The organism is Acidobacteriota bacterium (genome assembly GCA_018268895.1).
GTDB lineage: Bacteria > Acidobacteriota > Terriglobia > Terriglobales > Acidobacteriaceae > Edaphobacter.
This window is the reverse complement of sequence record JAFDVP010000007.1, coordinates 83,135-109,100: the sequence shown is the minus strand read 5'-3', so window position 1 is coordinate 109,100 and position 25,966 is coordinate 83,135. Positions and strand designations below refer to the sequence as shown.

The 25,966-nt window shown below is 61.6% G+C and carries 27 protein-coding genes and 1 pseudogene; 15 read left to right on the top strand and 13 right to left on the bottom strand.

Going from position 1 to position 25,966, the window contains the following annotated elements:
* Window positions 1-9: 9 nt before the first annotated feature.
* Window positions 10-1,247 (bottom strand): annotated as a pseudogene (locus JSS95_08030) (hypothetical protein).
* Window positions 1,248-1,371: 124 nt separating this feature from the next.
* Complete coding sequence (locus tag JSS95_08025; protein MBS1799757.1) at window positions 1,372-2,286, bottom strand: UDP-3-O-acyl-N-acetylglucosamine deacetylase; 915 nt, start codon at window positions 2,284-2,286, stop codon at window positions 1,372-1,374.
* Window positions 2,287-2,458: 172 nt separating this feature from the next.
* Between JSS95_08025 and JSS95_08020 the strand changes: the two genes are divergently transcribed.
* From JSS95_08020 to JSS95_07970, 11 genes are all read left to right on the top strand, one after another.
* On the top strand, window positions 2,459-3,607 hold the full coding sequence (locus JSS95_08020; protein ID MBS1799756.1) for a M20 family metallopeptidase: 1,149 nt from the start codon (window positions 2,459-2,461) through the stop codon (window positions 3,605-3,607).
* A gap of 171 nt (window positions 3,608-3,778) precedes the next feature.
* Window positions 3,779-4,159, top strand: a complete 381-nt coding sequence (locus tag JSS95_08015; GenBank protein MBS1799755.1) for a winged helix-turn-helix transcriptional regulator — start codon at window positions 3,779-3,781, stop codon at window positions 4,157-4,159.
* Between the two features lie 21 nt (window positions 4,160-4,180).
* Complete coding sequence (locus JSS95_08010; GenBank protein MBS1799754.1) at window positions 4,181-4,636, top strand: SRPBCC domain-containing protein; 456 nt, start codon at window positions 4,181-4,183, stop codon at window positions 4,634-4,636.
* A 145-nt stretch (window positions 4,637-4,781) separates the two neighbouring features.
* The gene (locus JSS95_08005) at window positions 4,782-5,288 is read left to right on the top strand and encodes a DinB family protein (GenBank protein MBS1799753.1); all 507 of its coding nucleotides are present in this window, start codon (window positions 4,782-4,784) and stop codon (window positions 5,286-5,288) included.
* A gap of 31 nt (window positions 5,289-5,319) precedes the next feature.
* Window positions 5,320-5,490: a hypothetical protein gene (locus tag JSS95_08000; protein MBS1799752.1), complete on the top strand. Its 171-nt coding sequence runs from the start codon at window positions 5,320-5,322 to the stop codon at window positions 5,488-5,490.
* An 80-nt stretch (window positions 5,491-5,570) separates the two neighbouring features.
* The gene (locus JSS95_07995; GenBank protein MBS1799751.1) at window positions 5,571-5,966 is read left to right on the top strand and encodes a GntR family transcriptional regulator; all 396 of its coding nucleotides are present in this window, start codon (window positions 5,571-5,573) and stop codon (window positions 5,964-5,966) included.
* The gene (locus tag JSS95_07990) at window positions 5,963-6,901 is read left to right on the top strand and encodes an ABC transporter ATP-binding protein (protein MBS1799750.1); all 939 of its coding nucleotides are present in this window, start codon (window positions 5,963-5,965) and stop codon (window positions 6,899-6,901) included. The genes JSS95_07995 and JSS95_07990 overlap by 4 nt, the downstream gene beginning before the upstream one ends.
* Window positions 6,888-7,625 carry an ABC transporter permease gene (locus JSS95_07985; GenBank protein MBS1799749.1) on the top strand — a complete coding sequence of 246 codons (738 nt, stop codon included), beginning with the start codon at window positions 6,888-6,890 and terminating at the stop codon, window positions 7,623-7,625. The genes JSS95_07990 and JSS95_07985 overlap by 14 nt, the downstream gene beginning before the upstream one ends.
* An 11-nt stretch (window positions 7,626-7,636) precedes the next feature.
* The gene (locus JSS95_07980; GenBank protein ID MBS1799748.1) at window positions 7,637-8,371 is read left to right on the top strand and encodes a hypothetical protein; all 735 of its coding nucleotides are present in this window, start codon (window positions 7,637-7,639) and stop codon (window positions 8,369-8,371) included.
* Between the two features lie 230 nt (window positions 8,372-8,601).
* Window positions 8,602-9,162, top strand: a complete 561-nt coding sequence (locus JSS95_07975; GenBank protein MBS1799747.1) for a sugar O-acetyltransferase — start codon at window positions 8,602-8,604, stop codon at window positions 9,160-9,162.
* A gap of 202 nt (window positions 9,163-9,364) precedes the next feature.
* On the top strand, window positions 9,365-9,964 hold the full coding sequence (locus JSS95_07970; GenBank protein ID MBS1799746.1) for a single-stranded DNA-binding protein: 600 nt from the start codon (window positions 9,365-9,367) through the stop codon (window positions 9,962-9,964).
* 147 nt (window positions 9,965-10,111) lie between these two features.
* Here JSS95_07970 and JSS95_07965 read toward each other — a convergent pair whose 3' ends face one another.
* Entirely contained in the window at window positions 10,112-10,777 is a 666-nt protein-coding gene (locus JSS95_07965; protein ID MBS1799745.1) for an RNA polymerase sigma factor, read from the bottom strand.
* 318 nt (window positions 10,778-11,095) lie between these two features.
* Here JSS95_07965 and JSS95_07960 point away from each other — a divergent pair, with 318 nt between their 5' ends.
* Both JSS95_07960 and JSS95_07955 read left to right on the top strand, forming a co-directional pair.
* Window positions 11,096-11,551 carry a DoxX family membrane protein gene (locus JSS95_07960; protein ID MBS1799744.1) on the top strand — a complete coding sequence of 152 codons (456 nt, stop codon included), beginning with the start codon at window positions 11,096-11,098 and terminating at the stop codon, window positions 11,549-11,551.
* Window positions 11,552-11,580: 29 nt separating this feature from the next.
* Window positions 11,581-11,922 carry a hypothetical protein gene (locus JSS95_07955; GenBank protein MBS1799743.1) on the top strand — a complete coding sequence of 114 codons (342 nt, stop codon included), beginning with the start codon at window positions 11,581-11,583 and terminating at the stop codon, window positions 11,920-11,922.
* A gap of 119 nt (window positions 11,923-12,041) precedes the next feature.
* On the opposite strand, the gene JSS95_07950 is transcribed toward JSS95_07955, so the two are convergent.
* The 4 genes from JSS95_07950 to JSS95_07935 form a co-directional block, all read right to left on the bottom strand.
* Complete coding sequence (locus JSS95_07950; GenBank protein ID MBS1799742.1) at window positions 12,042-13,016, bottom strand: methyltransferase domain-containing protein; 975 nt, start codon at window positions 13,014-13,016, stop codon at window positions 12,042-12,044.
* A gap of 437 nt (window positions 13,017-13,453) precedes the next feature.
* Window positions 13,454-13,894 (bottom strand): hypothetical protein, encoded by a 441-nt coding sequence (locus tag JSS95_07945; protein ID MBS1799741.1) that lies wholly within the window; start codon window positions 13,892-13,894, stop codon window positions 13,454-13,456.
* A 180-nt stretch (window positions 13,895-14,074) separates the two neighbouring features.
* Window positions 14,075-14,842 carry a hypothetical protein gene (locus tag JSS95_07940; GenBank protein ID MBS1799740.1) on the bottom strand — a complete coding sequence of 256 codons (768 nt, stop codon included), beginning with the start codon at window positions 14,840-14,842 and terminating at the stop codon, window positions 14,075-14,077.
* 353 nt (window positions 14,843-15,195) lie between these two features.
* Window positions 15,196-16,686: a Smr/MutS family protein gene (locus tag JSS95_07935; GenBank protein ID MBS1799739.1), complete on the bottom strand. Its 1,491-nt coding sequence runs from the start codon at window positions 16,684-16,686 to the stop codon at window positions 15,196-15,198.
* A 1,474-nt stretch (window positions 16,687-18,160) separates the two neighbouring features.
* Here JSS95_07935 and JSS95_07930 point away from each other — a divergent pair.
* Both JSS95_07930 and hemB read left to right on the top strand, forming a co-directional pair.
* On the top strand, window positions 18,161-18,730 hold the full coding sequence (locus JSS95_07930) for a zinc ribbon domain-containing protein (GenBank protein ID MBS1799738.1): 570 nt from the start codon (window positions 18,161-18,163) through the stop codon (window positions 18,728-18,730).
* A 225-nt stretch (window positions 18,731-18,955) separates the two neighbouring features.
* Window positions 18,956-19,945 (top strand): porphobilinogen synthase, encoded by a 990-nt coding sequence (hemB, locus tag JSS95_07925; GenBank protein ID MBS1799737.1) that lies wholly within the window; start codon window positions 18,956-18,958, stop codon window positions 19,943-19,945.
* A 185-nt stretch (window positions 19,946-20,130) separates the two neighbouring features.
* On the opposite strand, the gene JSS95_07920 is transcribed toward hemB, so the two are convergent.
* From JSS95_07920 to JSS95_07895, 6 genes are all read right to left on the bottom strand, one after another.
* Entirely contained in the window at window positions 20,131-20,781 is a 651-nt protein-coding gene (locus tag JSS95_07920; GenBank protein ID MBS1799736.1) for a Bax inhibitor-1/YccA family protein, read from the bottom strand.
* Between the two features lie 252 nt (window positions 20,782-21,033).
* Window positions 21,034-21,780 (bottom strand): PEP-CTERM sorting domain-containing protein, encoded by a 747-nt coding sequence (locus tag JSS95_07915; GenBank protein ID MBS1799735.1) that lies wholly within the window; start codon window positions 21,778-21,780, stop codon window positions 21,034-21,036.
* Window positions 21,781-21,991: 211 nt separating this feature from the next.
* A complete protein-coding gene (locus JSS95_07910; GenBank protein MBS1799734.1) occupies window positions 21,992-22,330 on the bottom strand; it encodes a hypothetical protein in 339 nt (112 codons plus the stop codon).
* 369 nt (window positions 22,331-22,699) lie between these two features.
* Entirely contained in the window at window positions 22,700-24,703 is a 2,004-nt protein-coding gene (locus JSS95_07905; protein MBS1799733.1) for an SMP-30/gluconolactonase/LRE family protein, read from the bottom strand.
* Window positions 24,704-24,720: 17 nt separating this feature from the next.
* Entirely contained in the window at window positions 24,721-25,152 is a 432-nt protein-coding gene (locus tag JSS95_07900; GenBank protein MBS1799732.1) for a GNAT family N-acetyltransferase, read from the bottom strand.
* Window positions 25,153-25,291: 139 nt separating this feature from the next.
* Window positions 25,292-25,834, bottom strand: a complete 543-nt coding sequence (locus tag JSS95_07895; protein ID MBS1799731.1) for a phage tail protein — start codon at window positions 25,832-25,834, stop codon at window positions 25,292-25,294.
* Window positions 25,835-25,966 lie beyond the last annotated feature (132 nt).

The following is a 25,966-nucleotide window of genomic DNA, read 5'->3' as shown; positions in this document are numbered from 1 at the left end:
GTACAGGGTTCAACGCTTCAATGCGTCGGGACGGAGTTTTCCTATGCGGCCTTTGGGGCCGACAACGAAGGGTAGCGAGAGGGCGTTCCAGTTCTTGTCGGCGTCGGGGGCATCTTGTGGTGAGGGGCGAAGAGCGTTCCAGTTGCGGCCGTCGTCGCGGGAGATGTCGGTGCCGTTGGGGCCTACGGTGATCCAGGTTCTGGTGGCCGCGTCGTAGGCTACGGCGCTGCGGTAGCCGTGGGTGGGGTTTGGGCGGCTTGCCACCTGTCTCCAGGTTCACGAAAGGTTTTGATGGTCTCTTCGGTACGCGCAGCAGTTCCAATCTTTCTTTCGTGCTCCGCGTAGTCTCCACCTACAGCGACGAAAAGAATTCTTGTGTTGCAATGCGGCTCCGAAATAAGGAGGTTTTTGTTTGTTCTACGGAACTCTTCGATCTGTGCTTGAGTAGGACAGTCCTCCAACATTGTCCGGTATGCCAGGGAGAATATTCCTGCTGATGGACCGGATGCCATCGGAACCTCTGAGACGTGGGTATTACATTCTCCGAGGTGGCCAAACATGTAGCAGATAGAGCTGATGACTCGTGGTTTTGGAATGCTGCCTCCCGTTGCAAACGCGAAGCCATAAGGTGGAAGTTCGATGAGGGACGAGTTGCTGGCAGCGAATAAGGACTCGCCGGGCAGAGGCAGCGGCTCTGGTGCCTGCTGTCGATTGTTCTCGTTGGTTCGGATGCGTTTCAGAGATTTGCTGATCCCGAAGCCCGGTAGGTTAATGACGAAGGGGTGCAGCAGGGTGAACTTCCCGTCAACAGGGTCGCCAACGACTCGCCCGCTGTAGTCGGTATCAGGGTGGGTAGGATCCGGGGCGCCGATGACCGCATCCCAAAAGCCTTCTTTGTCCGGATTGGTGAAGACGAGCTTCCATGTCTTGCAGGCGTCGGTGGTTTTGTAGAGGCGGGAGAGGTCTCCTTTGCCGGAGGACATGACGATGGCGGTGTTCTGGTCGAAGGCCTGGATGCCGCGGAAGTCCAGCTTTTCGGCGTCGGGTGGCGTGGCGCAGCGCTGCCATGTCTTGCCGTCGTCGGTGGTGCGGAGGACGGTGCCCTCGGTTCCGCTGGCCCATGCGACCCCCTGGCCGATGGCGTGGATGCCTCGGAAGCTGGCGGTGGAGTGCGAGTCCTGTATCTCGAACTGGGCATGTGCGATGGAGGGGATGGCAAGAACTGCGGCTAGGAGTACAAGGCGCATGTGGGGATGAGGATAGCAGTAAACCCACATCTCAGAATCGAGATATGGGCACCCGCGCACGGTTCTTGGTTGTCAGCAGCACTGCACCAATACGAAAACCGCTATAAGCTATCCGGTAGTCTTGTTACGCCGTCACCGGCTGAAGCCGCGCCAGCACCGGCTCCGGCTCGCGCAGGCGATTGTACCCATGCGCCAGCTCCCACGCTGACCGGTCGCGCAGCAGCCGCTGAACCAGCGCCGTGTGCATCGCATGACCTGCGCGCTCGGCCACCACGCGGCCTTCAATGCGGCGGCCCGCCAGCGCCAGGTCGCCGATCAGGTCGAGGACTTTGTGGCGGACGAACTCATCGCTGAAACGCAGCGGCCCGTTCTCCACGCCCTTGCGCGAAAGGATGATCGCGCTCTCGTCGGAGACGCCGCGGATCAGCCCCATGTTCCTCAGCATCGCCTCGTCTTCCTTGAAGCCGAAGGTGCGCGCCGGTGCAATCAGCCTTGCATAGTCGCCCGTCGCCAGATCGCCCTGGAACGTCTCATAACCGATCGGCTCGGGGAAGTCGATCGTGTAATCGATCGCGTACCCCTCGCCCGGGTAGACGCCGATAAACTTGTCGCCATCGCGCACCTCGACGGCCTTCAGAATGCGCATGTACTCGCGTCGCCGCCGCTGTTGCTTGATCCCCGTCTCGTCGAACGCACGAATATAAGGCAGCGCGCTGCCGTCGAGGATCGGCACCTCGAGGTTGTTGATCTCGACGATCACGTTGTCCACGCCGTAGCCGATCAGCGCCGAAAGCAGATGCTCCGTCGTCGAGATCAGCACCGAGCCGCGCATCAGGCTGGTCGCATAGCTCACCTTCGCGACGTTGCGCCCCGTCGCCGCAATCTCGAAGTTGTCCAGATCGATCCTGCGGAAGACGATGCCCGAACCCGCGGGAGCCGGAACCAGCCGCATCGACACCGGCGCTCCACTGTGCAGCCCAACCCCGCTGAACTCAACCGCCGACCGGATTGTGCGCTCAAAGTGAGGCTCGGGTCCCACGAAACAGGTTCTCCGTTAGAAACAAGTTGGGCTGCAGACACCCGGCTGCTCTAGAATTCCAGCTACTAGGTTACAGACAGGTCAACGGAATTTTGTGTTGCAAAATAGACACACTTTCGTTCTCTCTTCGACGCATAAACCTAGATAAATCAAACAGGTATAAATACTTAGCATGGACTGCGCAAACATCTTCGCCCGTACCCAGTCGAAGTCCCCCTGGCTGCTCTCGCGCCTCAAAGAGCTTGTCCTCGTCGAAAGCCCAAGTGAAGACCTCGCAGCAGTTAACGCCGCCATGGAACTCGCTGCCGGATGGGCGGAAGCCCTCGGAGGCCGGGTCAAGCGCCACCGCCAGAAGAGCTTCGGCGACGTCTATGAACTGAAATTCGGGGAACTGCGCTTCGGCCCAAAATCCTCCAGGCAGAAGCCCATCCTGCTGCTCGGCCACCTCGACACTGTCTGGCCCATGGGCACCCTCAAGTCGATGCCCTGGCTCGAGGCCGGCGGCAAAATCTACGGCCCCGGAGTCCTCGATATGAAGGCCGGAGTTGTCATGGCGCTCACCGCCATCTCTGTCCTCCGCGAGCTTTCCCTGCTCCGCCCCGTCACCCTCCTGCTCAACTCCGAAGAAGAGGTCGGCAGCCCCGTCTCCCGCCCCATCACCGAGAGGCTGGCGAAAGAATCTCAAGCCGTCTTCGTCCTCGAACCCGCCCAGGTGCTCGCCCTCAAGACAGCGCGCAAGGGCATCGGCAACTACCACGTCCACGTCAACGGCATCGGCGCGCACTCGGGCGTCGACTTCGAGCGCGGCCACTCCGCCGTCCTCGAGCTGGCGCGCCAGATCGAGAAGATCTCCGCCTTCACCGACTTGAAGTCCGGCCTCACCGTCAACTGCGGCGTCATCTCCGGAGGCACCCGCTCCAACGTCATCGCCGCCGAGGCACGCGTCGAGGTCGACGTCCGCATCGCCCGCGCCTCCGACGCCAGGAAGGTCGACCGCTTCTTCTCCTCCCTCAAGCCGTTCGACAAGCACTGCAAACTTACCGTCACCGGAGGCATCAACCGCCCTCCCATGGAGCGCAAGGCTGGCACCGTCGCTCTCTTCAAGCAAGCTAAAAAACACGCTGCCGGACTAGGCTTCGAGGTCGACGAGGCCTCCACGGGAGGAGGCTCCGACGGCAACTTCACCGCAGCCCTCGGCGTCCCCACGCTCGACGGCATGGGAGCCATCGGCGCCGGGGCCCACGCCGCCCACGAACACATCGAGGCCAAACACCTCACCCCCCGCACCGCCCTGCTCGCCGCCATGATCGCCAGCACTTAGGCGTGTCATTCCGCACAAAGCGAAGTCGAAGCATGTATCGGGAGATGTCGTTCCGAGCGGACCGAAAGGCGGGCCGAGAGCGCCTGCCCTCGAGGAAGTCGAATAGGTATCTCCGCGTCGTTCCCGATTTCCGCTTGACATATTCCTATATAGGAATGTAATGTTCTGGTCATGGCACGAGCGAGCACAACATCGGACGCATTCAACGCAGTTGCCGAACCGCGCCGGCGGGAGATTCTGAGCTACCTTGCCGGAGCCGAGCGGCCGGTGGGAGAGATTGTGGATGCGCTGGGGCTGCCGCAGCCCTCCGTCTCCAAGCACCTGCGTGTGCTGCATAACGTAGGGCTGGTTCGTATGCGCTGCCAGGGCCGGCAGAAGCTGTACCGCACCAATGCCGAAGCGATCCGCCCGCTGCACGAATGGGCCGGGACGTTTGAGCGTTACTGGCAGCATCAGTTGAACCGCGTAAAAGAGCGCGCCGAGGCGATGACACGGCAGAGCGCGCAGGCAGTGAACATTGCAGTACCGAAAGATCCAGACTCAAAGAGCTAACAGACATAAGGAGAAATAGAAATGGTTGCTACCGAACAGACTCTCGAAGACCTGACGGTCACGATCAAACAGGAGATCCATGTGCAGGCACCGATGGATATAACCTTTGCCGCTCTGCTGGAACAGTTGGGGCCGGACAACGAGACGCCCGACGGCAAGTCTCTCAACATGAAGATCGAAGCGTGGCCAGGAGGAAGATGGTATCGCGACCTGGGCGAAGGCAACGGACACTTCTGGGCGAACGTTCAGGCGATCAAGCGACCCTCGCTGCTGGAGTTTTCCGGGCCGTTGTTCGCGTCGTTCCCCATGGTGTCGAACGTGCAGTACCGGCTGACCGAAGTCGATGGCGGCACGCTGATCTCCTTCAAACACACGGCACTCGGCTTCATCCCGGCAGACGTCAGGGCGGGGATGGACAAGGGCTGGTCTGCAATGCACGCGCGTGTTCGTGAGAAGGCCGAGGCATCCGGTAAATAGGTTTCGGCTTGTCGCCATCGGCAGGGCTCATCCCATCCTTCGCAGCCGCGAAGGATGGGGCACCCAGTCGTTGATCTTCACTGCCGGGACGGTCTCAATCGATTTCACTCCATCAACCCGCATCCAGAGATGCGAAAGGAAAACTATGTCCATTGCACAGTCGTTGCTCGCAGAGTTTGAAGTTCAGGCGCCGATCACACGGAAGTTCCTCGAACGGCTTCCCGAAGGCAAACTCACCTGGAAGCCCCACGCCAAATCGATGACCGCCGGTCAACTGGCCTACCACCTTGCCTTCGTACCCGGGGGCGTCGTCCGTGGCGCCGAGAAGGACGTGATCCCCCCGCCCGGTTTCCAGTTTCCGCAGCCAGAAACAGTGCAGAGCATCCTCGAAGCCTTCGACCAGAGCATTGCGACGGTTCGCGAGGTGTTGCCGGGCTTCGACGATGCCGCGATGAACGCAACCTGGCGCATCGTCGACGGCGAGAAGGAGATTGCAGCCATGCCGCGCGGCGCTTTCCTGCGCAACATCATGCTCAATCATTGGTATCAGCACCGCGGCCAGTTCGCGGTTTACCTGCGGCTGCTCGATGTTCCCGTGCCGACAAGCTGGGGCCCGAGCGCCGACGAGCGCTCCGTACTACAGCCGTCGTAACCGGTACGCGACTCATTGGGGGAGGCGACGAATGCTCGTCGCCTTCAAACACGCTGTACTCGGTTTCATTCCGGACGACGTCAGGGCGGGGATGGACAAGGGCTGGTCGACGATGCACGCGCGCGGCGGTGAGAAGGCTCAGGCGCAGGCAGGTAGGGCTTCGGGATCGCCGCAGGGTTCATCCCACCCTTCCCTCTCGTGAAGGGTGGGGCACGCGGCCGCGTGCCAAAAATTCAAAACTTAATTGCACATGTGTACCATGACTATGGTACAGTCATCTCCATGATCTTTCGATTGAACTCGTCTTCAGGGCATCCCTTGTATTTGCAGTTGATGGAGCAGGTGCGACATGCGGTGGAGACCGGCGTTCTGCAGGACGGCGACCAGATGCCGGGCATTCGCACGCTGGCCGAGGAGTTGGTGATCAGCCACAACACAGTGGCCAAGGCCTACACGGAGCTGGAGCATGAGGGGCTGCTGGAGCTTCGTCATGGGTCGGGCGCGTTTATCTCGGCGCCGCGGGGTGCGAGATCGCGGGCGGCCAAGCTGGTGGAGGCTCAAGGCAAGGTTCGCGATGTGGTGGAGGAGCTTCGCGGCGATGGCTTCGCACAGGATGAGATTCGGCGGCTGTTCGAATCGCAGCTGATGCAGACGAAGCAGACTGTGAGGAGATCATGATTGCGGAGCGCATCATACAGACCGCGGAGCTGACGAAGGAGTACGGCGGGTTTCGCGCCGTCGATCGCTTGAGCTGCAGCGTGCGCGCGGAGCGGATCACGGGCTTCCTGGGACGCAACGGCGCGGGCAAGAGCTCGACGATCAAGATGCTGCTGGGGATGATCCGGCCGACTTCGGGAAGCGGCACGGTGCTGGGGCTGCGCATCGACGACGCGAAACAAAGCATCGAGATACGGCGCAGGATCGCTTACGTCGGCGAGGACAAAGGGCTGTACGGCTACATGACAGTGGCGCAACTGATCCGGTTTACGCGCTCGTTCTACACGGACTGGCAGCATGACGTGGAGAAGAAGCTGCTGGCGGAGTATCGTCTGCCGCCGGACCGCAAGGTGAAGGCTTTGTCGAAGGGGATGCGGACGAAGCTGGCGTTGCTGCTGGCGCTGGCCCGGCGGCCCGCGCTGCTGATTCTGGATGAGCCGACGGAGGGGCTGGATCCGGTGTCGATCGAAGAGCTGCTGCAGACGCTGGTGCGTGCGCCGATGAATGGCACGACGGTCTTCTTCTCGTCGCACCAGCTCTCAGAGGTCGAGCGGATTGCGGACGACATCCTGATGATCGACCGCGGCGGCGCCGTTCTCGACATGCCGCTCGAACAGATACGCGAGAACTATCGCCGCATCTCGCTGGGGTTTACGACAGCCGCGCCGAAGCTGGAGGCGCTGCGCGGGATCGAGACCATGCGCAGCGACGGAAGACAGATCGCGATTCTTGCGAGCAGCAATGCGGATGCGATTGCCCAGCACGCGAGGGAGCGCGGAGCGGTGTCGGTGGATGTCGCGCCGATCAGCCTGAGGGAGATCTTTCTGGAGACGGTGCAGGACCGCAACCGGCAGGACCAGCAGAGGCATCGGGAGCGCGAAGATGCTCTGGTATAAGTCATGGCGCGAGACGCGGACCACAGTACTGTGCGGTATGGCCGCGATGGCGGTGGCGTGCGTGGCGATCGTCTACTACCAGCAGACGATGCGCGACCACGCCGACGCTCCGATGACGTATGCGCACTATATCTGGAAGTCGGTTTACAGCAGCATCGGGCGCGACCTGTTTCTGATTCTCTCGGTGATTCTGGGCAGCGGCGGGCTGTTGCAGGAGAAGGCGCATGGCACGTCGGGCTTTACGCTGGCGCTTCCGGCGAGCAGAAGAGACATTGTCTTCAGCCGCGCGCTGATTGGTTACTGCGGTGTGATTGCGATTGCACTGGTGCCTGCGTTGCTTCTGCCGCTGGTGTCGCGCTGGCAGGGGCAGATGTATCCGCTGGAACAGACGCTGAGGTTTGCGCTGTTGTGGGCTGGAGTGGGGGCGGTGTTCTATGGGTTTACGTTTCTGCTGGCGCATCGCATCGAGGGCGACTATATCGCCGTGCTGGTGGCGATTCCATCGCTGATGCTCTACGGCGTGCTTCTGCATCTGCCGTGGCTGGCGCGGTTTCGCATGTTGGACATCTTCGACCTCATCAACGGCGACGAAATGCCTTTCTTCAACGAGGCACAACACGTGCTGACAGGGCCGATGCCCTGGCCTGCGCTCGCGACAATTGTTGTCACAGGGCTCGTGTTTGTGGAGCTCGCCTCGCGCAGCGTACAACCCCGGGAGTTTTAGGAGAGCTACAGATGCTTTGGTACAAGGCGTGGCGCGAAAGCCGGGTCCGTTTCTTTCTAAGCGCTCTGCTGATTGCAGGCATGTGCCTGGTGTATACGCTGCTGGAAAGCAGACTGTATCCGGCCGGGCCCCGCGTGCATAACTACACGCAGTACATTCACTGGACGGTGTTTGGAGGCGCGACGCGCGGCATCTTTCAATTGACGTGTCTTCTGCTTGGGCTGGGCGGATTGCAGCGCGACAGGAAGCAGGGCACACTGGGCTTTACGCTGGCGCTTCCGGTGGGCCGCGCGAGTCTTGTGCTGTCGCGGGCCGGAGTGGGGCTGCTGCAGATCGCCGCGCTTTCTTTGATCCCGGCGTTCGCGGTGACGGCGGGTTCAGCCATGGTGCATCAGGAGCTGCCGCTCGCGTATGGCATACGCTTCGTTCCGCTGTGGGCCGCGGGCGGAGCTTTTACGTTCGCCATCTCGTTCCTGTCGTCGGTGATTCTCAGCAGCGAGTACGTCTCGCTGGCGGTGGCCTACATTGTTTATATCTTCTACCTGGCGGGATCGCGGCATCCGCGGCTGGCCCCATACCATCTGCATGTGGCTGACTTTATGAGCGGGCTGCTGCCCAGCTATCTCAACCGCGCGACAATGCTGTGGGAATCGACCTATGCGCTTGCTCCGATTGCGTGGTTCTTCGTTGCGTCGTTGACACTGATCGGCGTTGGCATGGTGGTGACGGCGCGGCAGGATTTGTAGGCGCTGGATTTGTGTCGCGCCTTCGGCGCTTTGCTTCCGTGAGATTGTCAACCTGGGCCTTTGGCCCAGGCTGGCATGTTGCGGGTCGTTGGCGCTGAGGGACGAACTGCTCCTTTGGCGAAGATAACGTTGGCTTCAGTTAATGCGAGGATGAAAAGGTCTCGGGCATCATGCGGGATGCGAGGCCTCGAGCGCGATGCAACAACGGCCAACTCTGGCATGATGTGAGGATGAGGAACTCAGAGCAATTGACGGAAAAGCAGAAGATGATTCGCGGCGAGCTTTATATCGCCACCGACCCTGCGCTTACGGAAGAACGCGCGCGTACGCAGGCCGCTCTGCTGAAGCTGAATGCCGCGGGCGAGGCGGCGCAGCGACGCGGGTTGTTTGAGGGCCTGCTGGGCTCGATGGGCGAGGGCGTGGAGATTCGCTCACCGTTCTTCTGCGACTATGGCTACAACATTCATGTTGGCCGCGGCGTGTTTATGAACTTCAACTGCGTTGTGCTGGATGTAACTCCGGTGCACATCGGCGACGGCACGCAGATAGGGCCGGGGGTGCAGATCTACGCGGCGGACCATCCGCGCGACTACAACGTGCGGCTGTCAGGCCTGGAGAACGGCAAGCCTGTCGCGATTGGAAAGAATGTCTGGATCGGCGGCGGCGCGATCATTCTGCCGGGAGTGACGATCGGCGATGACGCGATCGTCGGCGCAGGCAGCGTAGTGACGCGCGATGTGGCCGCGGGTGCGACAGTGGCCGGAAATCCCGCGCGGTTGCTGAAGAGCTGAACTCTGAGAGCGGCCCGGAGTCCGCCTTCCCGCGCCCTCGACGCCGCGCCGCGACCACGAAAGCGGGCCTCGCAGGAGTAGATGCTTGTAGACATTCCGTATACTGTCACATTCCTGCATCTTTCCGGTGCGGTTCTGCGTCTCAAGTTGCATCCCTCCGTGAACCTGTGCCCTCGAAATTCCGTATACTGGACAAGTACCAATGGAAGACCTGGAAGTAAAAAAGAAAAAGGTAGCTGACTTCCTCCAGACCATCACCTCCCCAGGTCGTCTGAACTTGAAGTTCAACATCCTTGCCTGCAACGGCCAAGTGCAACCCAACACCAGCTCCTCAGCCGGTGAAGCCGCTCCTGCCTCCGATTCCGCCTCCAACTCTGCCGATATTTGTGTCGATCTCTCCGGCCCCGACGTCTCCCAACTGCTGGCCCGCAATGGAGAGCTGCTGCTCGCGCTCGAGCACGTCGCCGCCAAAATTCTTCGCTACGAACACGACGAGCACGACCGCATCTCCTTTGACGCCGACAACTACAAGCTGCTGCGCCACCAGGAACTGGGCCTCGCCGCCGAGGCCGCCATCGACCGCGTCCGCCGTACCGGCGAGCCCTTCAGCTTCGCGCCGATGAGCTCGCGTGAGCGCCGCCTTCTGCACCTCGCGCTCGCGCCCTCCGGACTTCCCACCGCCTCGTCCGGCGAAGGCCCGCGCCGCTTCGTCGTCCTCTATCCCGAGGGCGAAGCTCCGCCGCCGCCGCCAAACCCCACTGACCGCGCGCAGGCGATTCGCCAGCGCTTCCGCCGCAGGTAAGCGGCAGGATATTTAGGAACCGCACTGCATCAACCAATGCGTTTTCCGCCTCAAGTTCTCAAGAAGAAGTGATTGAACCAGAGGTAACGCTCAAGCCGGCACCTTCAACCTTAGGGACTTCACAGCAAAGGGTGGGAGGGCCATTGTCTACATCTCCGCATCCAGCCGCTCCAGCACACGCATCACCACGCGATCGCACCGCGCTCCCATAAACGGAAACGCGTTCTTCCCCTGGCCTCCCACGCGCGCGCACAGGCGCTCGCGCATCATGGCGTGTCCGCGATGCAGGCGGACTTTTACGTTCTCTTCGGTCAGATCCAGCGCCTCCGCTGTCTCCGCCGTACTCATCTCCTCTACATCGCGCAGCATGATCACGCTGCGGTACTGGTCGGGCAGGTCGAGGACGGTCTCCTCCAGCAGCCTGCCAAGCTCTCCCGCGGACGCTCTCTGCTCCGGATCGGGCGAAGTCTCCACCATCGTCATAGAACCCTCTGCACTGAACTCCATCTCTTCGATCGGCACCGTCCGTCTGCGTTTCGGCAGGCGGCGCAACGCCTCGTGAATAGCAATGCGCGTCAGCCACGTGGCAAACGACGAGTGACCCGCAAACTGGTCCAGATGCCGGTACGCGCGCACATAGGCGTCCTGCATCACGTCCTCGGCCTCTGCGTCGTCGCGCAGGATCGCGCGTGCAACCCGGTACAGCCGCTGGTTGTAGCGGCGCATAAGGATCTCGTACAGCGCGGTGTCTCCGGCGCGTATCCGCTCGATCACGCGCTGGTCGGTCCAGCCCTCCAGACGCGCCCGCTCCATCTCCTGCCTCGTTTCCATGTCTCTCCACCGATAGAGTCCGTCTGGAGTAAAAGGTTACAACTCCTGAGTGGAGCCACACGTGCCGGGTGTCCCATCCTTAGATGCAAAGCAGCTAAGGGCGGGATCGACGGCACTTATGAAGCGCAGGTTCCGAACCGGTTACACTCCCACCCTTCACTACATGATGGATGGGCACCTGGACGTTTTTTCACCTGATCGCGGTAGAACGAGCAGGAAAACGACCCAACTCCCATCCGCATCCAACAAAATGTGTAACCAATTCGCTCCCACCCGCTCCATACCTACGGAGGGAAGAATATGGACTCCCGCACTTCCGCAGCAGCCGAACCCAACGCCTACCTCAACCGAAGCTGGTGGGCGCTCCGGATCGCCCTGGGCGTTGGCCCCATCGCCGCCGGCATCGACAAGTACTTTAATAAGCTCACCGACTGGGGGATGTATTTGAGCCCCGTCGCCACGAAGGTTGTCCCCGTCAGCACTGCAACCTTCATGCACACCGTCGGCGTCGTCGAGATCATCGCCGGCATCATCGTCCTCAGCCGCTGGACAAAGATTGGCAGCTACATTGTCATGGCATGGCTGCTCGCCATCGCCGTCAACCTGGTCACCACCGGCATGTTCTACGACCTCGCCGTGCGCGATATCGAGATCGCCGTTGGCGCCTTTGCGCTCTCGCAACTCACCGCGCTGCGCGAACTGCACGCTCTGCCCGCCGCCGAGCCTGCAACTCCGCTCATTCCCGCGCATCGCTGATATTTCTGCAACACAAAAGGAGAACCGCCATGAAGAAACTCGTCTCGCTGCTCACGCTCGCCGGTCTGGCCGCCATGCCCGCGCTGGCCTCCGCCGCCAGCTACCACGACGTCTCCGTCGTCGACGTCAGTTGTTCCAAGAAGGCCGCCGCCGATCCCGACGCCCACACCCGCGAGTGCGCCCTCAAGTGCGCCAAGAGCGGCTACGGCATCATCACCAGCGACCAACACTTCCTCAAGTTCGACGCTGAAGGAAACAAGAAGATCACCGAAGAGCTCAAGGCCTCAGGCAAGAAGGACCACCTTCGCGTCAACGTCGAAGGCGACGTCGAGGGCGACACCTTGAAGGTCAGCTCCGTATCCCTGCTCTAAACACAAACTTCACTCTCCCGGATAACAAGAGGCCGCGCTGTATGCGGCCTCTTGTTATTGTTCTCTCCCCAGGCACCCTCAACCCGCCACAGAACCGAACTCCCACACATCCGATACAGTTAAGGCTTGGTTGCCAGCACCAGCGGCGAAGGCCCCGGCGCCTCCAGCAGACGTGCGTCCTTGAAGCCCGCCTCCTTCAGCCACCCGGCGATCTCCTCGAACGAGAACGTGTCGCCCTCATCCGTATTCACCAGCATGTTCGCCGCAAACAGCAGCGAGCCGACTGGCCCTTTGCGATCGCCGTTCACGAGAAACTCCGCGATGGCGATCGTTCCTCCGCTCTTCAGCGCGGCAAACGTCTTCTTCAGCAACGCTCTGCTCTTGCGCTCGCCCTCCGAATGCAGGATGTGCCCGAGCGTCGCCACATCATGGTCGCCGCCAAAGTCCACCGTATGGAGATCGCCCGCGATAAACGAGAAGCGGTTCGCCAGACGAAAGCGTCCCACGACCTCCTGCGTCGCCGGCAATACGCCCTCCCAATCGACCGCGGTTACCGTTACGTTGTCCGCGCTCTGCGCCAGACCGATGCCCCACACGCCGGAACCTGCGGCGAGGTCCAGCACCTTCGCCACGCCCTTGCGCTGGCTCAGGGCAAGGTGCTTGCCCAGCACTGTCGCCGCCGGATAGCTCAGCGGGAAGATGTCCTTCACAAAGCCCTGAAAGAACTCGCTGCCGTCGCCCTCCTGGTTCACCGCCTTCGCGGGCCTCCCCGTGGCGACCACATCGTTCAGTTGCAACCACTTCGGAAGCAACTGCCCGCTGGTGTGTTTGAAGATGCCTCCCTGAAAGCCGGGCTTCGTGCTGACAAGAAACGTCTCGCTCTCGGGAGTCAGGACATACTTCTCTCCCTCCTTCGCAAGAAACCCAAGTCCCACCAGAACGTTCATCACCGAGCGCAGACCGCGCTCCGAAGCGCCTGTCGCCGCCGCTGTCTCTTCCAGCGTCTTCGGTCCTTCGTCGATCACATCGAAGACGCGATGCTTCAATGCCGACTCAATCACCAGAGTCGGTACATACCCCCAGGCAAACTGCATAATACGTTCCGGCGTAACAGGTGCGGTTGTGCTCATCACTACGTATCCCTCTTTCACGGTCGTTTGAATTTTGCCAGGCCCGGCACACGAATTGTATCTATTGATGGCGCCACACTCATTCGCGATTCCGCACTTCGTCACATCAATTCGTAACCGGACGCGCCATTACCCAACGCTGAGCGATGTGCTTTAGCAGATGTGGGGCCGGTTGCGTGGAGAGGTCGAAGAGCGGCAGAGTGCGGGGCGCTCGCTTTCCTTTGTCATTCCGTAGCGTAGTGGAGAGCTTGTCCTGAGCGAAGCGAATGGGAATCTGCTTTGGTTTTGTTCATCCCACCCTTCGCACGATACGCGAAGGATGGGGTACTCGAATGTTTGGGGCGGGCCGGAGGAAAACAGATTCCTCTGCATTACGGAACGACAAACAAAAACGAAAGGCCTTACTTCGGCAGGTACTCCGAAGGGATGCGCGCGGCTGGGGTCTCGGAGTCCCAGAGGACCTCGACGATGTAGTAGCGGCTGCCGCTTTTGAGCAGCTCGATGCTGTTGATGCCGCGGGCGAAGGGCATTGCGTCGTCGGCGTTGTGGCGCGACTCGTAGGTGCTCCAGACGTGGGCGATGTTGCCGAAGCGCTGGACCTGGTTGTTGATGCCGCGCTCGAAGAAGCCTTCGGCGGTCATGTGGGGGCCGGCGCGCTCGATGTAGCCGTCGATGGTGAGGACGACGGCGTCGGCGCGGTGCGTCTCGCGGTCGGCGCGCGAGGGGATCAAGCGTCCGTCGGGAAGGAAGAGCGAGCGCATGCGGTCCCAGTCGCGCGGCTGGCCCTTCGGGCCGGAGATGACAGAGTAGAGCGCGTTGACGATGGCTTCGATGGAGCGCACGTCCTCGGGCCTGGCAGTGGGCCATGCGGGGTGACCCGCGAGAGAGCCTTTGAGCGGAGGCGGCGGAGGCTGCACCGGCGCGGTGGGCACAGCAGGACGCTGCGCGAAGGCGGCGTTGACTGCGAGAAGGATGAGGATGGCGAGAGGCTTCATCTGGGTGTCCCGAATCGGAGTGTCTGTTTATGGCAGCTTCAACGTCTTCTTCGCGCGCGCATATTCGTCCGCGGTCAACTGCACCAGGAGAGGCTTGCGGCTGAGGTCGAGCCATCGCAGCAGCGACTCCATGTTGGCTGGGGCCATCGCGGTGCAGCCCGCAGTGCCGTGTCCGGGGCCCTGCCACAGGTGGAGAAAGATGCACGAGCCCCCGCCGCGCACTGGCGCTTGCGAAGGCGGCGCTGCGATGTTGTTGTGATCGACGACGATACCCAGACGGTAGGCCTCGCCGGTGTCGCGCATGTGCTCGGAGCTCTTCCAGTCGACGGAGGCGATCTTCGAGCGATCGACGAGGCGGTTGTAGTGCTCGGAGTTCACATCGTCGACGCACTCGATCGAAGGCGTCAGCTCGAGATATTTGAGCTTTGTGCCATCGAGCGCGGTGGTGGCGTCGCCGAATGCGGTGCCGAGCAGAAAGACCCCAGCGGGAGACTTGCCGTCGCCCTCCTTCTTCACCGGGCCGGCGGAGGCGGGTTCGGCGACCGGCATCACTCCCGCGCCCCAGCCCAGGCCGTGCTTGCCGACGACGATGGCGAAGGCGTCTCCCACGGGCTGCCACGCATCGCGGACGGATTTGCGTTGATAGCGCTGCATGTGGCCGTCGACGGAGTCCCAGCCGGGCGTGGTGACGACGATCAACTGCGTTGACGAGGACAACGGAGCGTTGTCTTTGGCGGTTGCGCTCACGGTGGCGACCCCCAGCATGAAGCAGGCGAAGATGGTTCGAGGTGTCATTGCCGACAGTGTAAGCCTGCGGTTGGCATCCTGCGAAACATGCAGATTCTTCCTAATTATTTGAATTCTCATCCTGAGCGAAGCGGCGTAGCGCGCAGTCGAAGGACCTGCATTCTGCTCCCTGGGTAAGATGTTCGGGGTGCCCCATCCTTGCCAAAGGCAAGGGTGGGATGAATTGGCTCGTGCCGGGTAAGAAGGTATTCATCCCATCCTTCGCGTTGCGAAGGATGGGGCACCCGAACATGTAGGTCCTTCCCTTCGCCTTCGCTCAGGGCAGGCTCTTCGTTACCCTTCGCTCAGGATGACAAGGTTGTGGCTGTGCGATGGCGTGTGGCTGTGCGGTGACTGCCGCATCACTGGCGCAGCTCGACTTCGGTGGCGCCTTGTCCGCCCTGGTTCTGCGGGGGCTCGGTGATGTTGGCGACGTGCGGGTGCGAGCGCAGGTAGTCGCGCAGGGTGCGGCGCAGGACGCCCATGCCGGTGCCGTGCACGATGCGGATGCGGGGCAGTCCGGCGAGGAAGGCGCGGTCGAGGAAGCGGGCCACCTCGTCGTGGGCCTCGTCGGCGGTGCGTCCGATGACGTTGATCTCGCTCGACATGTAGTCGGGGTCTTCGACGGTGGAGACGGTGACGCCGCCGCGTTTGCGCGCAGCCTCTAACGGCGTGACGACCTTGACCTGTTCGACTTCAGCGATGTCGTCGATGGGCACCTTCATCTTCATGGGGCCGATGGAGACCTCGAAGGTCCTGGCGTCGATCACGTGCTCGACGCGAGCCTGGCGGCCGAGCGATTTGAGTTTGACGAGGTCGCCCACGGCGGCGCTGCGCACGATGTGCGGCTGTGCGTTGGGGTCGTTCCTGTCGGCGCCCGTCATGTGGGCGACGACGGTGGAGTTGAACTGCTGGCCGAACTCGCGGCGCGCGCGGGCGAGCGTGGTGGCGGAGTCGCGCTGGATCTTCTTCGCGACGGCCTTGTCGTCGATGGCTTTGACGCTTTCGCGAAGCTGGTACTCGAAGTCGTTGAGCAGCGAGTCGAGCTTCTTTTCGAGCTCGCGCGTGCGCTGCTTGATCTCGGCGCGGCCTTCGAGGTCGAGGCGAATGCGCTCCTTCTGTAACTCCTGCTCGCGTTGTTTGATCGTGTCGCGTTCTTCGCCGACGGCGACAAGCTGTTGGTGCAGGCGGTCGAGGAAGGCGGCGATGTCGGCTGTTTGCGTGGAGAGCTGTGAGCGCGCGGCTGAGATAATCGCGGGCGAGAGGCCGAGCCGCGCGGCGATGTTGAGTCCGGCGCTGGCACCGGGGACGCCGAGGCGCAGCTTGTAGGTCGGCGTCAGTGTCTCCTGGTCGAAGCCCACGGCGGCGTTGAGCACGCCTGCGTTTTTGGCGGCGTAGACCTTGAGCGAGGTAAGGTGCGTGGTGATGCAGCTCCAGACGCGCGCGCGAAGAAAATGCTGCGACACCGCGACTGCGAGCGCCGCGCCCTCCTCGGGGTCGGTGGCGGAGCCGAGTTCGTCGAGCAGAACGAGCGACGACGAAGTGGCCTCGCGCGAGATGCGGCCGAGGTTGACGACGTGCGCGGAGAAGCTCGACAGGTTGCGTTCGATCGACTGCGCGTCGCCGATGTCGGCGAAGATGCCGGTGAAGAGCGGGAGCGTGGCCTCCTCAGCGGGGACGGGAACGCCTGCCTGCGCCATCAACGCGAGCAGGCCAATGGTCTTGAGCGAGACAGTTTTGCCGCCGGTGTTGGGGCCGCTGACGATGAGCTGGCGCGCGTCGTCCCGCAGTTCGACCGTGAGAGGGACGGGATGTTTCGCCTCTTCGCCTGCGGCGCGGGCCTCGGCGATCATGCGGAGCTCGAGCAGCGGATGACGCGCGTTGGTGAGCGAGAGGTGGGGAGTGGTTGTCTGTTCTCCGTTGTCAGTTCTCAGCCTGGGTGCCCCATCCTTCACGAAGTGAAGGGTGGGATGTACAAAGCCGGGCGCGGGGTTTTGTTCATCCCATCCTTCGCGGTGAGACTGCGAAGGATGGGGCACCCGAGTGCTGGGGGCTGGTTGAAGAGAAGCAGATTCCTCCGCTTCGCTACGGAATGACAAGTGTGAAGAGGTGTGGGATGGGGCGAGATCGCTGTTCGTGAAAACAGGCCGCGCGCAGTTGAGGTCGTTGGCGAAGCGCGCCCGCGCGGCATGCGATTCGACCTCGGCGAGGATGGCGGAGCCGGTGAGAATCGTGGGCGCGTCGGCAGCGAGCGCGCGCGTCATGGCGACGAGGATGCGGTGAATCTCCGACTGCTCTTCGTCGAGCAGGCGAACGAGCTCGTTGTTCTGCTCGATGGTCTCGAGCGGTTCGACGAAGACGGTCTGCCCTGACGAGGAAGAGCCGTGCACGACGCCGGGGACCTTGCGCTTGTGCTCCGAACGCACGGGGATGACAAAGCGGTCGCCGCGTATGGTGATGACGGCGTCCTGCGTGCTGCCTTCGGCGGCGAGACGTGTGAGCGCGCGGCGCAGGCTCTCTTCGATGGCGCGGTGCTGCTGCTCCATGGCGCGGCGGATGCGGCGCAGCTCGGGCGAGGCGTCGTCGGAGAGTGAGCCGTCGGGCTCGATCTTACCGCGAAGCTGCCGCAGCAGAGGAGTGAGGTCGGAGTCGCGGATGGGGAGGGAGAGTTCGGCGATGCCGCTGGTCGTGCCGGGAATATCCTGCGAACCCACCTTAGCTTCGCGAAGGTGGGGCACCCAGTTCTGTGGCTGGTCGAGCAGCAGGCTGCGCCAGGCGGCGATGCGTTCGGCGACGGTGACAAGCGAGAGGATCTCGATGGCTTCGAGCGCCGCACCTTCGATGCGCGCCTTCTCAAGCAGCGGCGTGGGGTCGAAGAGGCCGTGGAAGTCGAAGCTGCCGCCGGAGGCATAGAGAGCGCGCATCTCATGGGTGCGCTGCTGCTGCGACTCGATCCATGCAAGGTCGGAGGAGGGTTCGAGAGCAAGCACCCAGGCTTTGCCCAGCGGGCTGAAGGTGCGCGTGGAAAGATAGTCGCGCAGGCGCGGCCACTCCAGCGCGGCGGCAGAAGATTCGGCGAGCGGAGAAGGAATATTCGCGGCTAAGACGGCAGGATGCACGTCTATTATCGTAATCGCCTGTAAGGGATGGTACTGGAGCATTGTTCATCCCACCCTTCGCTGCTGCGAAGGATGGGGCATCCGGGCATTCTGCAAAACCCATATCTCAGAATCGAGATGTGGGGCACCCGCACCCGGCAGCATGGAACTGTCCGTCGGCTTTGTGCGTAGCAGTGGTTGGACCCGAGTCACCGATAGGAGGTGCAGGATGGTCTGTCAGGCATGTGGTGGCCCGGTTGGGCCGGATGTAAAGTTCTGCGCTCGCTGTGGAGCGCAGGTGGCGGCTCCTCCGCCAGCTCAATATGCGGCGCCGGCGTATGGCGCGCCTCAGCAACAGTATGCGTATGTCCCTCCGCCGATGATGATGGTGTCGAGGGTGCAGAGGCATCTGCAGACGCTGGGTACGGTGTGGCTGGTGTACGCGGCGTATCGCGTGGTGATGGGACTGTTCGGGATGTTCTTCGTGCGCGCGGTGATGTATCGCCGGTGGAGCGGCGGAGGATTTCCGTTCGGCCATCACGGTTACATGTTCGGCCCGCCATGGATGCACTTGATGCCGGTGATCATGGCCTTCCTGGTTGTGGGCTCGGTCCTTGCGGCAGTGGTCGGCTACAGCCTGTTGGCGCGCAGAACGTGGGGCCGCGTACTGGCGGTCGTCGCGGCGGTGCTGGTGCTGTTCAAGCCGGTGATGGGAACGGCGCTGGGAATCTACACGCTGTGGGTGCTGGCCCCGGCCGTCTCCGGGATTGAGTACGACGCGATCGCGGAGCCGGACTGAAGCGGAGCGTAGCGGAGAGCCTGCCCTAGCGAAGTCGAATGGGAAGGACCTGTATTTTCACTCTCACAGCAACGAATCCGCAGGTGAAAAAATGCAGGCCCTTCGACTGCGTCCTTGCTTCGCAAGGACTACGCTCAGGATGACAAGTTGGGTGGTTGTTCCGTTTTCATCCCTCTTCATCTGTACTACCCGCGGTCGATTCTTCCCGACGCGTAGACTGGAAGCATGAACTTTCCTGCCGTAAGAATGCGCCGGCTGCGGCGCACCGAGGCGATGCGTTCGCTGGTGCGCGAGACGCGGCTCTCGCCTGAGTCGCTGATCTATCCGCTGTTCATCTGTCCGGGCGAGGGCCTGCGCAAGCCCATCGCTTCCATGCCCGGCGTATATAATCTGTCGGTCGATGAGGCGCTGAGGGAGGCGGAGGTGTGCGCCGAGCTTGGTATCGGCGGCCTTCTGCTTTTCGGCCTGCCCGCGAAGAAAGACGAGCAGGCGACGGGAGCGTGGGCCGACGACGGTATTGTGCAGACGACGCTGCGCGCGATGAAGCAGAATCGCAGGCTGGACAAGCTCGTCGCCATCGCCGATGTGTGCCTGTGCGAGTACACGTCGCATGGACATTGCGGAGTGGTCGCCCACGACGGCGAACATTTTCATGTTGAGAACGACTCGTCGGTGGCGATTCTCGCGAAGACAGCGGCGTCGCTGGCGAAGGCGGGCGCGGACGTTGTCGCTCCCAGCGACATGATGGACGGCCGCGTGGCGGCCATGCGTTCTGCACTCGACGCAGCAGGCCTCGAGCAGACGCCGATCCTCAGCTATGCGTCGAAGTTTGCCAGCGCGTTCTACGGGCCCTTCCGCGAGGCGGCAGACTCGGCGCCGCAGTTTGGCGACCGGAGGAGCTACCAGATGGACGGGGCCAATCTAAGAGAAGCCATGCGCGAGATCGGCCAGGACCTGGCCGAGGGCGCGGACATGGTGCTGATGAAGCCCGCGATGCCGTATCTCGACGTCATCCGCGAGGCCCGGCAGCGCTACGATGTGCCGATGGGAGCGTACCAGGTGTCGGGTGAGTACTCGATGCTCCATGCGGCGTTCGAGCGTGGCTGGCTTGAGCCCGAGCGCGCGATGATGGAGTCGCTGCTGGGAATCCGCAGGGCGGGCGCGGACTTTATCGTGACCTACTTTGCGAAGGATGCCGCGAAGGTGCTGGGGTAAAGCGTACTGCCTCCGCAGTTCACCGAGGCCTGAGCGGAGTGCAGCGGAGTGAAGGACCTGCATTTTGCTTCCCTGTGAACTATGAAGAATGAAACTACAGGTCCTTCGACTGCGCGGCTTCGCTACCCTCAGGATGACAATTTCACGTCTATCTGTGAAGTTTCCTCATGTGCCAACGCCGGTATTTAGTCGCGGCTGCGGCGTCCGCCCATCAGTTGCAGAACAGCCATGAAGATGTTGATGCCGTCGAGGTAGATCGAAAGCGCAAGCATGGTGGCTGACGCTCCGTCGCCGCCGGCGCGGATGCGGGCGAAGTCGGCGACGGTGAGCAGCGAAAAGATACCGAGCGTGAGCCAGCTATACGTGTCCGGCGAGAGGAAGTGGAAGAACATGCTGGCGATGCCTGCGATGATGAGCACGAGCAGCGCGGCCATGCCGATTCCGGCGATGCGGCGGTAGTTGATGCTGAACAGATACGATATGCAGCCCATCACCGCCATGCCGCAGCCAGTGGTTGCGGCGGCGTTGAAGACCAGGCCGGTGCCGAAGGCGCGGATGTAGCGCTGGATAAGCGGGCCGATCTCCCAGCCCATGAAGTAGGCGAGGAAGAGGAACAATCCGAGCGCGACGGCGGGACTCTGGCGGCGCGTGAGGTTGATGGCGAAGATGAGCCCGATGACGGCGATGAAGCCGACGAAGGTTCCCCAGGCCGGCGCGGTGGCTACGCCGAAGGCCGTGATGAGGAAGCCGAGCGCGGTAATACCGAGCACCTTGGCGAGCAGCGACGAGGTCTCCTCGCGCGCGCCTTCGATGGTGATGGGGTAGTTCTGGTTCATGCGGTAGTCGTAATCGTTCATTGCCATAGTGTCTGTTCTGCTCCAGCGTTCTCAACACTATGAGACGCCTTTACCGGCAGTTTGTCACTCACACCTCTCCCCTGCTCCGCGAAACAACTCAAAACAGGTGAGTTGATGCCTGAGTCTGATCGCAAGATATTGAAAAGATTGGCCGGTTGATCCGATCCGGATAGAGAAAAGAAACCCACCTGTGAGATTGAGGCGTGGGCCGGGTGTGAGCCGTCCTGTTGATCAGGCACGATCGCCGAGGAGTTTGCGGCGGAGGAGCGGCAAAGCTGTCAATCCCATGCCGAAGAGCGAGAGCGTTGCGGGCTCTGGAACTGTGCTTGGTGTGCCTGGAGGGTTGTCGGTGAGGGTGGAGTCCTCGCCGATGGTGAAGGCATAGTAGCCCTCATAGTCCGGCGTGGTGAAGGTGAGGCTGCTGTAGGTGCCGATGAACTGGACGATGCCGTTTCCTTCTTTGCCAAAGATGCTGTTGCCGGAGATGACCAGCCCGGTGCCGCCGTATTCAGCCGAAGGGCCGCCGCCGAGGTCGTTGAAGGGATCGCTGGCGGAGAAGTTGAAGTAAGCCGGCGTGCCTCCGGCGCCAAGGCTCCAGATGGCGAAGATGGGGTCGGCGACGGGCGTCGAGAAGGTGATGGTCTCGTTGTAGGTCTGCCCGCCCTCAAGCTGCACCACATTGTTGGACGCCGGAGGAGCGTTGCCGACGACGCCTCCGGTGAAGGTGCTGACTGGCGTCCAACTGGGATAGTTGGTAAGCAGCCCGCTGGTCTGTCCGGAGTAGGTGACGGTGATGGTGCCGTAAAGAGAGCTGTTGATGGTTCCCGTGGCAGAGCCCGGGGTGCTGCTGCCGGAGGTCGCCTGAGTCCAGTGAGCCCAGGCAATGGTATCGGCGTGTGCCAACGGAGTAAACGTCAAAGCCGCTCCCACAAGAAGAGCAGGCAAAAAATAGGCTGCAAACAGTCTGAGTGGTTTCATAAGGAGCTCCTGTATAGAGCTATCGAGCCAGCAAAGATGTTTGGAACAAGAACTTCGGAAAGTTTCGCGCAGCCGTTTTACTGCAAAAAATTGCAAGGGTGAGAGCGCATTCAACTGCGTTCAGCACAGAGCGAGACCCACTCATGCCGTGCGCGCATAGTGGGTCCCGATTGTTTGATCCGATTTGATGTGTAAGCCCGCCCGCAGAAAGCTATTTCTGTCTGGCTCCTGCGTGTTTGTCGAAATCTTCACGGGTGGGTTTGGTGGCGGTGTTCGGTCGTGCGACGTTGGGGGTTGCACCCCAGGAGTCGCAGGTCTTGGCGTACTTGCCCTTGCCTCCACAGACGATGCCGCTGCCGTCGCCGTTCAGGCAGCCGTAGACTCCGTTTTTATCTGGAGGAAAGTAGACGCCGCCCTCCTTGTTACCGCAGCGGCCCTCAACCTGCGTGGGGGAGTTTCCTTTGATGGGCGATGCGTGGGCGGGGTGGGTGAGCGCGAGAACACCGACGAGGACGACAGGGGATACCAGGGCCGGAATCTTGAGGTTCATGCAGGACTCCTTGGTAGAGATGTCGTATTGCGTGGCCGAATTGGGTAAGAGTACGCCTGCCAACGGTTACGGGCAAGTCGGCAGTCTTACGGTGACGATGTGAGAACGGGTGGTTCGGTAAGATGTAGGCCCACCAAGCCTGTCCTTCAGAGTCAGAAGTGCGATGCTACGAGCGAAAACGGGCCTGTAGTGTCCACGACCTCTTTGGTGGACGCTACAGGTTTTCGGTTCTTACCTCAACTATCCACCTGTCCCAACTCGACAACCCGGAACCGCCTGGACAGAAGCGGTAGCGACCATTTCCATCCATACCACTGGCATTAGGAGCATTTCGAACCTCATGCGTGCGACCCTGTCCGTCTGCTGCCGTTATTGAACGATCAACGTAACCGTGGTTGTGTGCTGCAAGGTTGTATTGGCCGCACTGGTGGCGGTTGCCGTAACCGTAATGGTGTAGCTCTGCGGATCCGGCGGGAAGCCGCCGCCGCTGCCGCAGCCAACCAACCCGAAAACGGCCGCGCTCCCGATCAATATGAGGAACGCGCTGAACAGGGTGCGCGGCATCCGGGCAAACCGCGCGCGGATACGCCTGTTCCGCAACAGCGGCAACAGGAAGACCACCGCGCTCATGGGAAGCAACGGTGCCTGCATCGGCGATGTAGGCGAACTCTTTGCGGTCTTAAGCGCTGTAGTTTTAATGGCCATGCTAAAGGACGTCGCCGCGCTGCCTGAAGGGATAGTTGCAGGCGTAAAGACCGCGGTCGCACCAGCAGGCAGGCCCGCGGCAGTCAACGTGATCGGAACATTCAGAACGCCGTTCTGCGGCTGCAATGCAAAGTTGAAGGTAGCTGTCTGTCCGGCGTTGACGGTCTGGGTCGCCGCTCCGGTAGCGGTGAGGGTAAAGTCTGTAATCGGCGGCGGCGTTACTGTGAGCACAAAGACGCTGCTTGTAATCGCCGGATTCAAAGCATCGCCGGTGTAGTTCGCCACCAGGCGATGCACTCCGGGCGACAGCGCAGCAGTGCTGATCGTTGCCAGATTGTTTTTCAGAACTCCTGAACCGGCTGTAGCGGAGCCGCTGGTAATGTCGAGCAAGTCGATCTGCCCTGTCGCGATCAAGCTCGCGTTACTGAAGGTCGCCGTCAGCGAGCCGCTGCCCCAGGCAACTGTGGACGCGCCACTGAGCGTCAGGCTCTCGGAGAGCCCCTGGCCGCCTCCAGTGCCGGAGTTCTGACCTGCAACCGTATGAATCGAGCCATCTGGGCCGACTACGCGAACCAGTTGATTGTTCGTATCGGAGAGCGCGAAGACGCCCGGAGCTTGTGCCGCCGGAGCCCGTGGTGTATCGAGAATTGCGTTGACCGCCGGTCCGCCATCGCCGGCAAATCCCTGCGAGCCGTTCCCGGCCACGGTCGTAATGTTTCCTGTCGTCGCGATCAGACGAATACGGTTGTTATCGCTGTCCGCAACATAGATGTTGCCCTGCGCATCGACGCTTAGTCCGCGCGGGCGGGCCAGCAAAGCGCTCGTTGCCGCTCCACCGTCGCCTCCATAGGTCTTGCTGTTGCCTCCGGCCAGCGTCGAAATCACGCCAGCCGTATTGACGACACGCACCCGCTGATTGTGTGTGTCCCCGATGTAAATCCTGCCCGCCGCATCAACCGCTACTCCGTTCGGAGAGTCGATCCCCGCAGCGGTTGCCGCTCCGCCGTCGCCGGAGAAGCCTTGTTCTCCATTCCCGGCGACCGTGCCGATCGTCGTGCCGCTGATCTTGCGGATGCGATGGTTGCCGGTATCGGCGATATAGAGGTTGCCGCTCGAATCCACCGCCAGCGCAGAGGGATTGCTCAATTGCGCGGAGGTCGCAGCGCCGCCATCTCCGGAGAAGCCCGCACCGTTGATCCCCGCAACTGTGCTGATTGTTCCGTTGCTCACCTTGCGGACGCGCTGATTATGCGTGTCGGCAATATAGATATTTCCCGCAGCGTCAACCGCCACGCCAGCGGGGGAATCCAGCAGCGCGCCGGTGGCCGGTCCGCCATCTCCGGCAAAACCCTGCTCCCCCGTTCCCGCTACGGTCGTCACAATACCGGCGAGGTCGACTTTGCGAATGACGTTGTCGTTCAGGTCCGCTATATAGAGATTGCCTGCCGCGTCATATGCGATTTGAGCGGGGGCGGCCAAAGGAGCTGCTGTCGCCTGTAAATTATTCGCGGGCCCATTCTGCGCCTGCGCGCTGAAGCTTCCTGTCGCGAATCCCATGACCAGCGCCACCGTCAACCAGCCAGACGTCAGATGCTTCAGCTTCAACTGCTGCCAGTTCGTCCCGCTCGCTCTTACCATCTCCGGCTTATCCGCCTTCTCGAACTGCAAATCATTCCTTGTACTTTTCAAGCTCTCGCCCCATCCCAGCGCATCTGCCTGCGCAGATGATCTTCGCCCGCCACCTCAAACCCGAGCCGCCGGTAGAGCTTTTCCGCCGGGCTGCCCTTCAAAACCTGCAAGCTCATCTCCCAGCCCCGCGCCGCGCATTCGTGCTGCAGTTCCCGGATCACCTGCGTTCCGAAGCCCTGCCCCTGCTTTTCCGTCGCGATCGCGAGATCGACCAGTCGCATTCCACCTTCCGCACGGTCCGCCAGAACTCTGCCTATCCGGATTCCGCTCTCTGTGCAGAGAATCTCATCCACCGCCATGGGATAAGCCGCTCTGTAGCTTGCCTGGCGAAGCCGGAACTGCATTTGCACAAATACCTCGCGCTGCAACGCGTCCATTCCGGAGCGCGTCAACTCCTCGGCGCGCGTCTGCGCATAAAGCTCCAACAAGAATCCCTCATCTGCGACCGACGCCGGTCGCCGATGAATGCTCGCTTCCCGTAATTGAACTGCTGCCGCCATCAGGTTCGTTTGCCTTGAATTCGAATGCAGCAGTGTGCCGGAAGGTGTTCTACCGGCACACTGCCGGTTATGCACGCGACGGAAAGATTCCCTGGAGCGCGATGATGAAGTTGACGCACAGATACGGCTGGATATTGCTGTGCGGCTGATTGCCGCCCGCGGCTGAAACTGCCGTGGGAGCCAAAGTTCCTGTAGCGGCAGTCGAAACATAATCGGACACTGGAACCGGGCTCCTGCCCGATCCGGAGTTGCCTTGCGCCAGAATCGCATTGGTTGGATCGGCAACCGATCCCGCCTGGTTGCTGACCCCCACCAAATGGTTATGCGACGGCATTTGAGTCGACAGGAGAGTTACAGTTTCGGTGCCTGCGGCCTCGCCGATGGTGTATGGGGTGAGACCTGCTCCATTGCCTTGATGAATAGGAACGCGGCCTTGAAGATTGGGCAGCGCGAAGGTTCTTATTCCGTCTCCTCCGTACATCGTGCCTAGCAAGGAAAATAGCGCCTGGTTCTGGTTGATCGGCAATAGTTGTCCGTTGCAAAGCGCCCACCCATTTGCCGCGAAGTTCCACCCAACCATCCTGATCTCGCCTAAAAATGGTTCTGCCATGATCTGTAATTCCTTTCGTTCGTTGATGCTTCGCTCTACTTCCTCATGCTGACCACCCTCGGGTGGAGCGGCTCAATTGCATCAACCTGAGAGAAATCCTTTCGGAAAACCAGAGCAAAATGCTTGCGATCG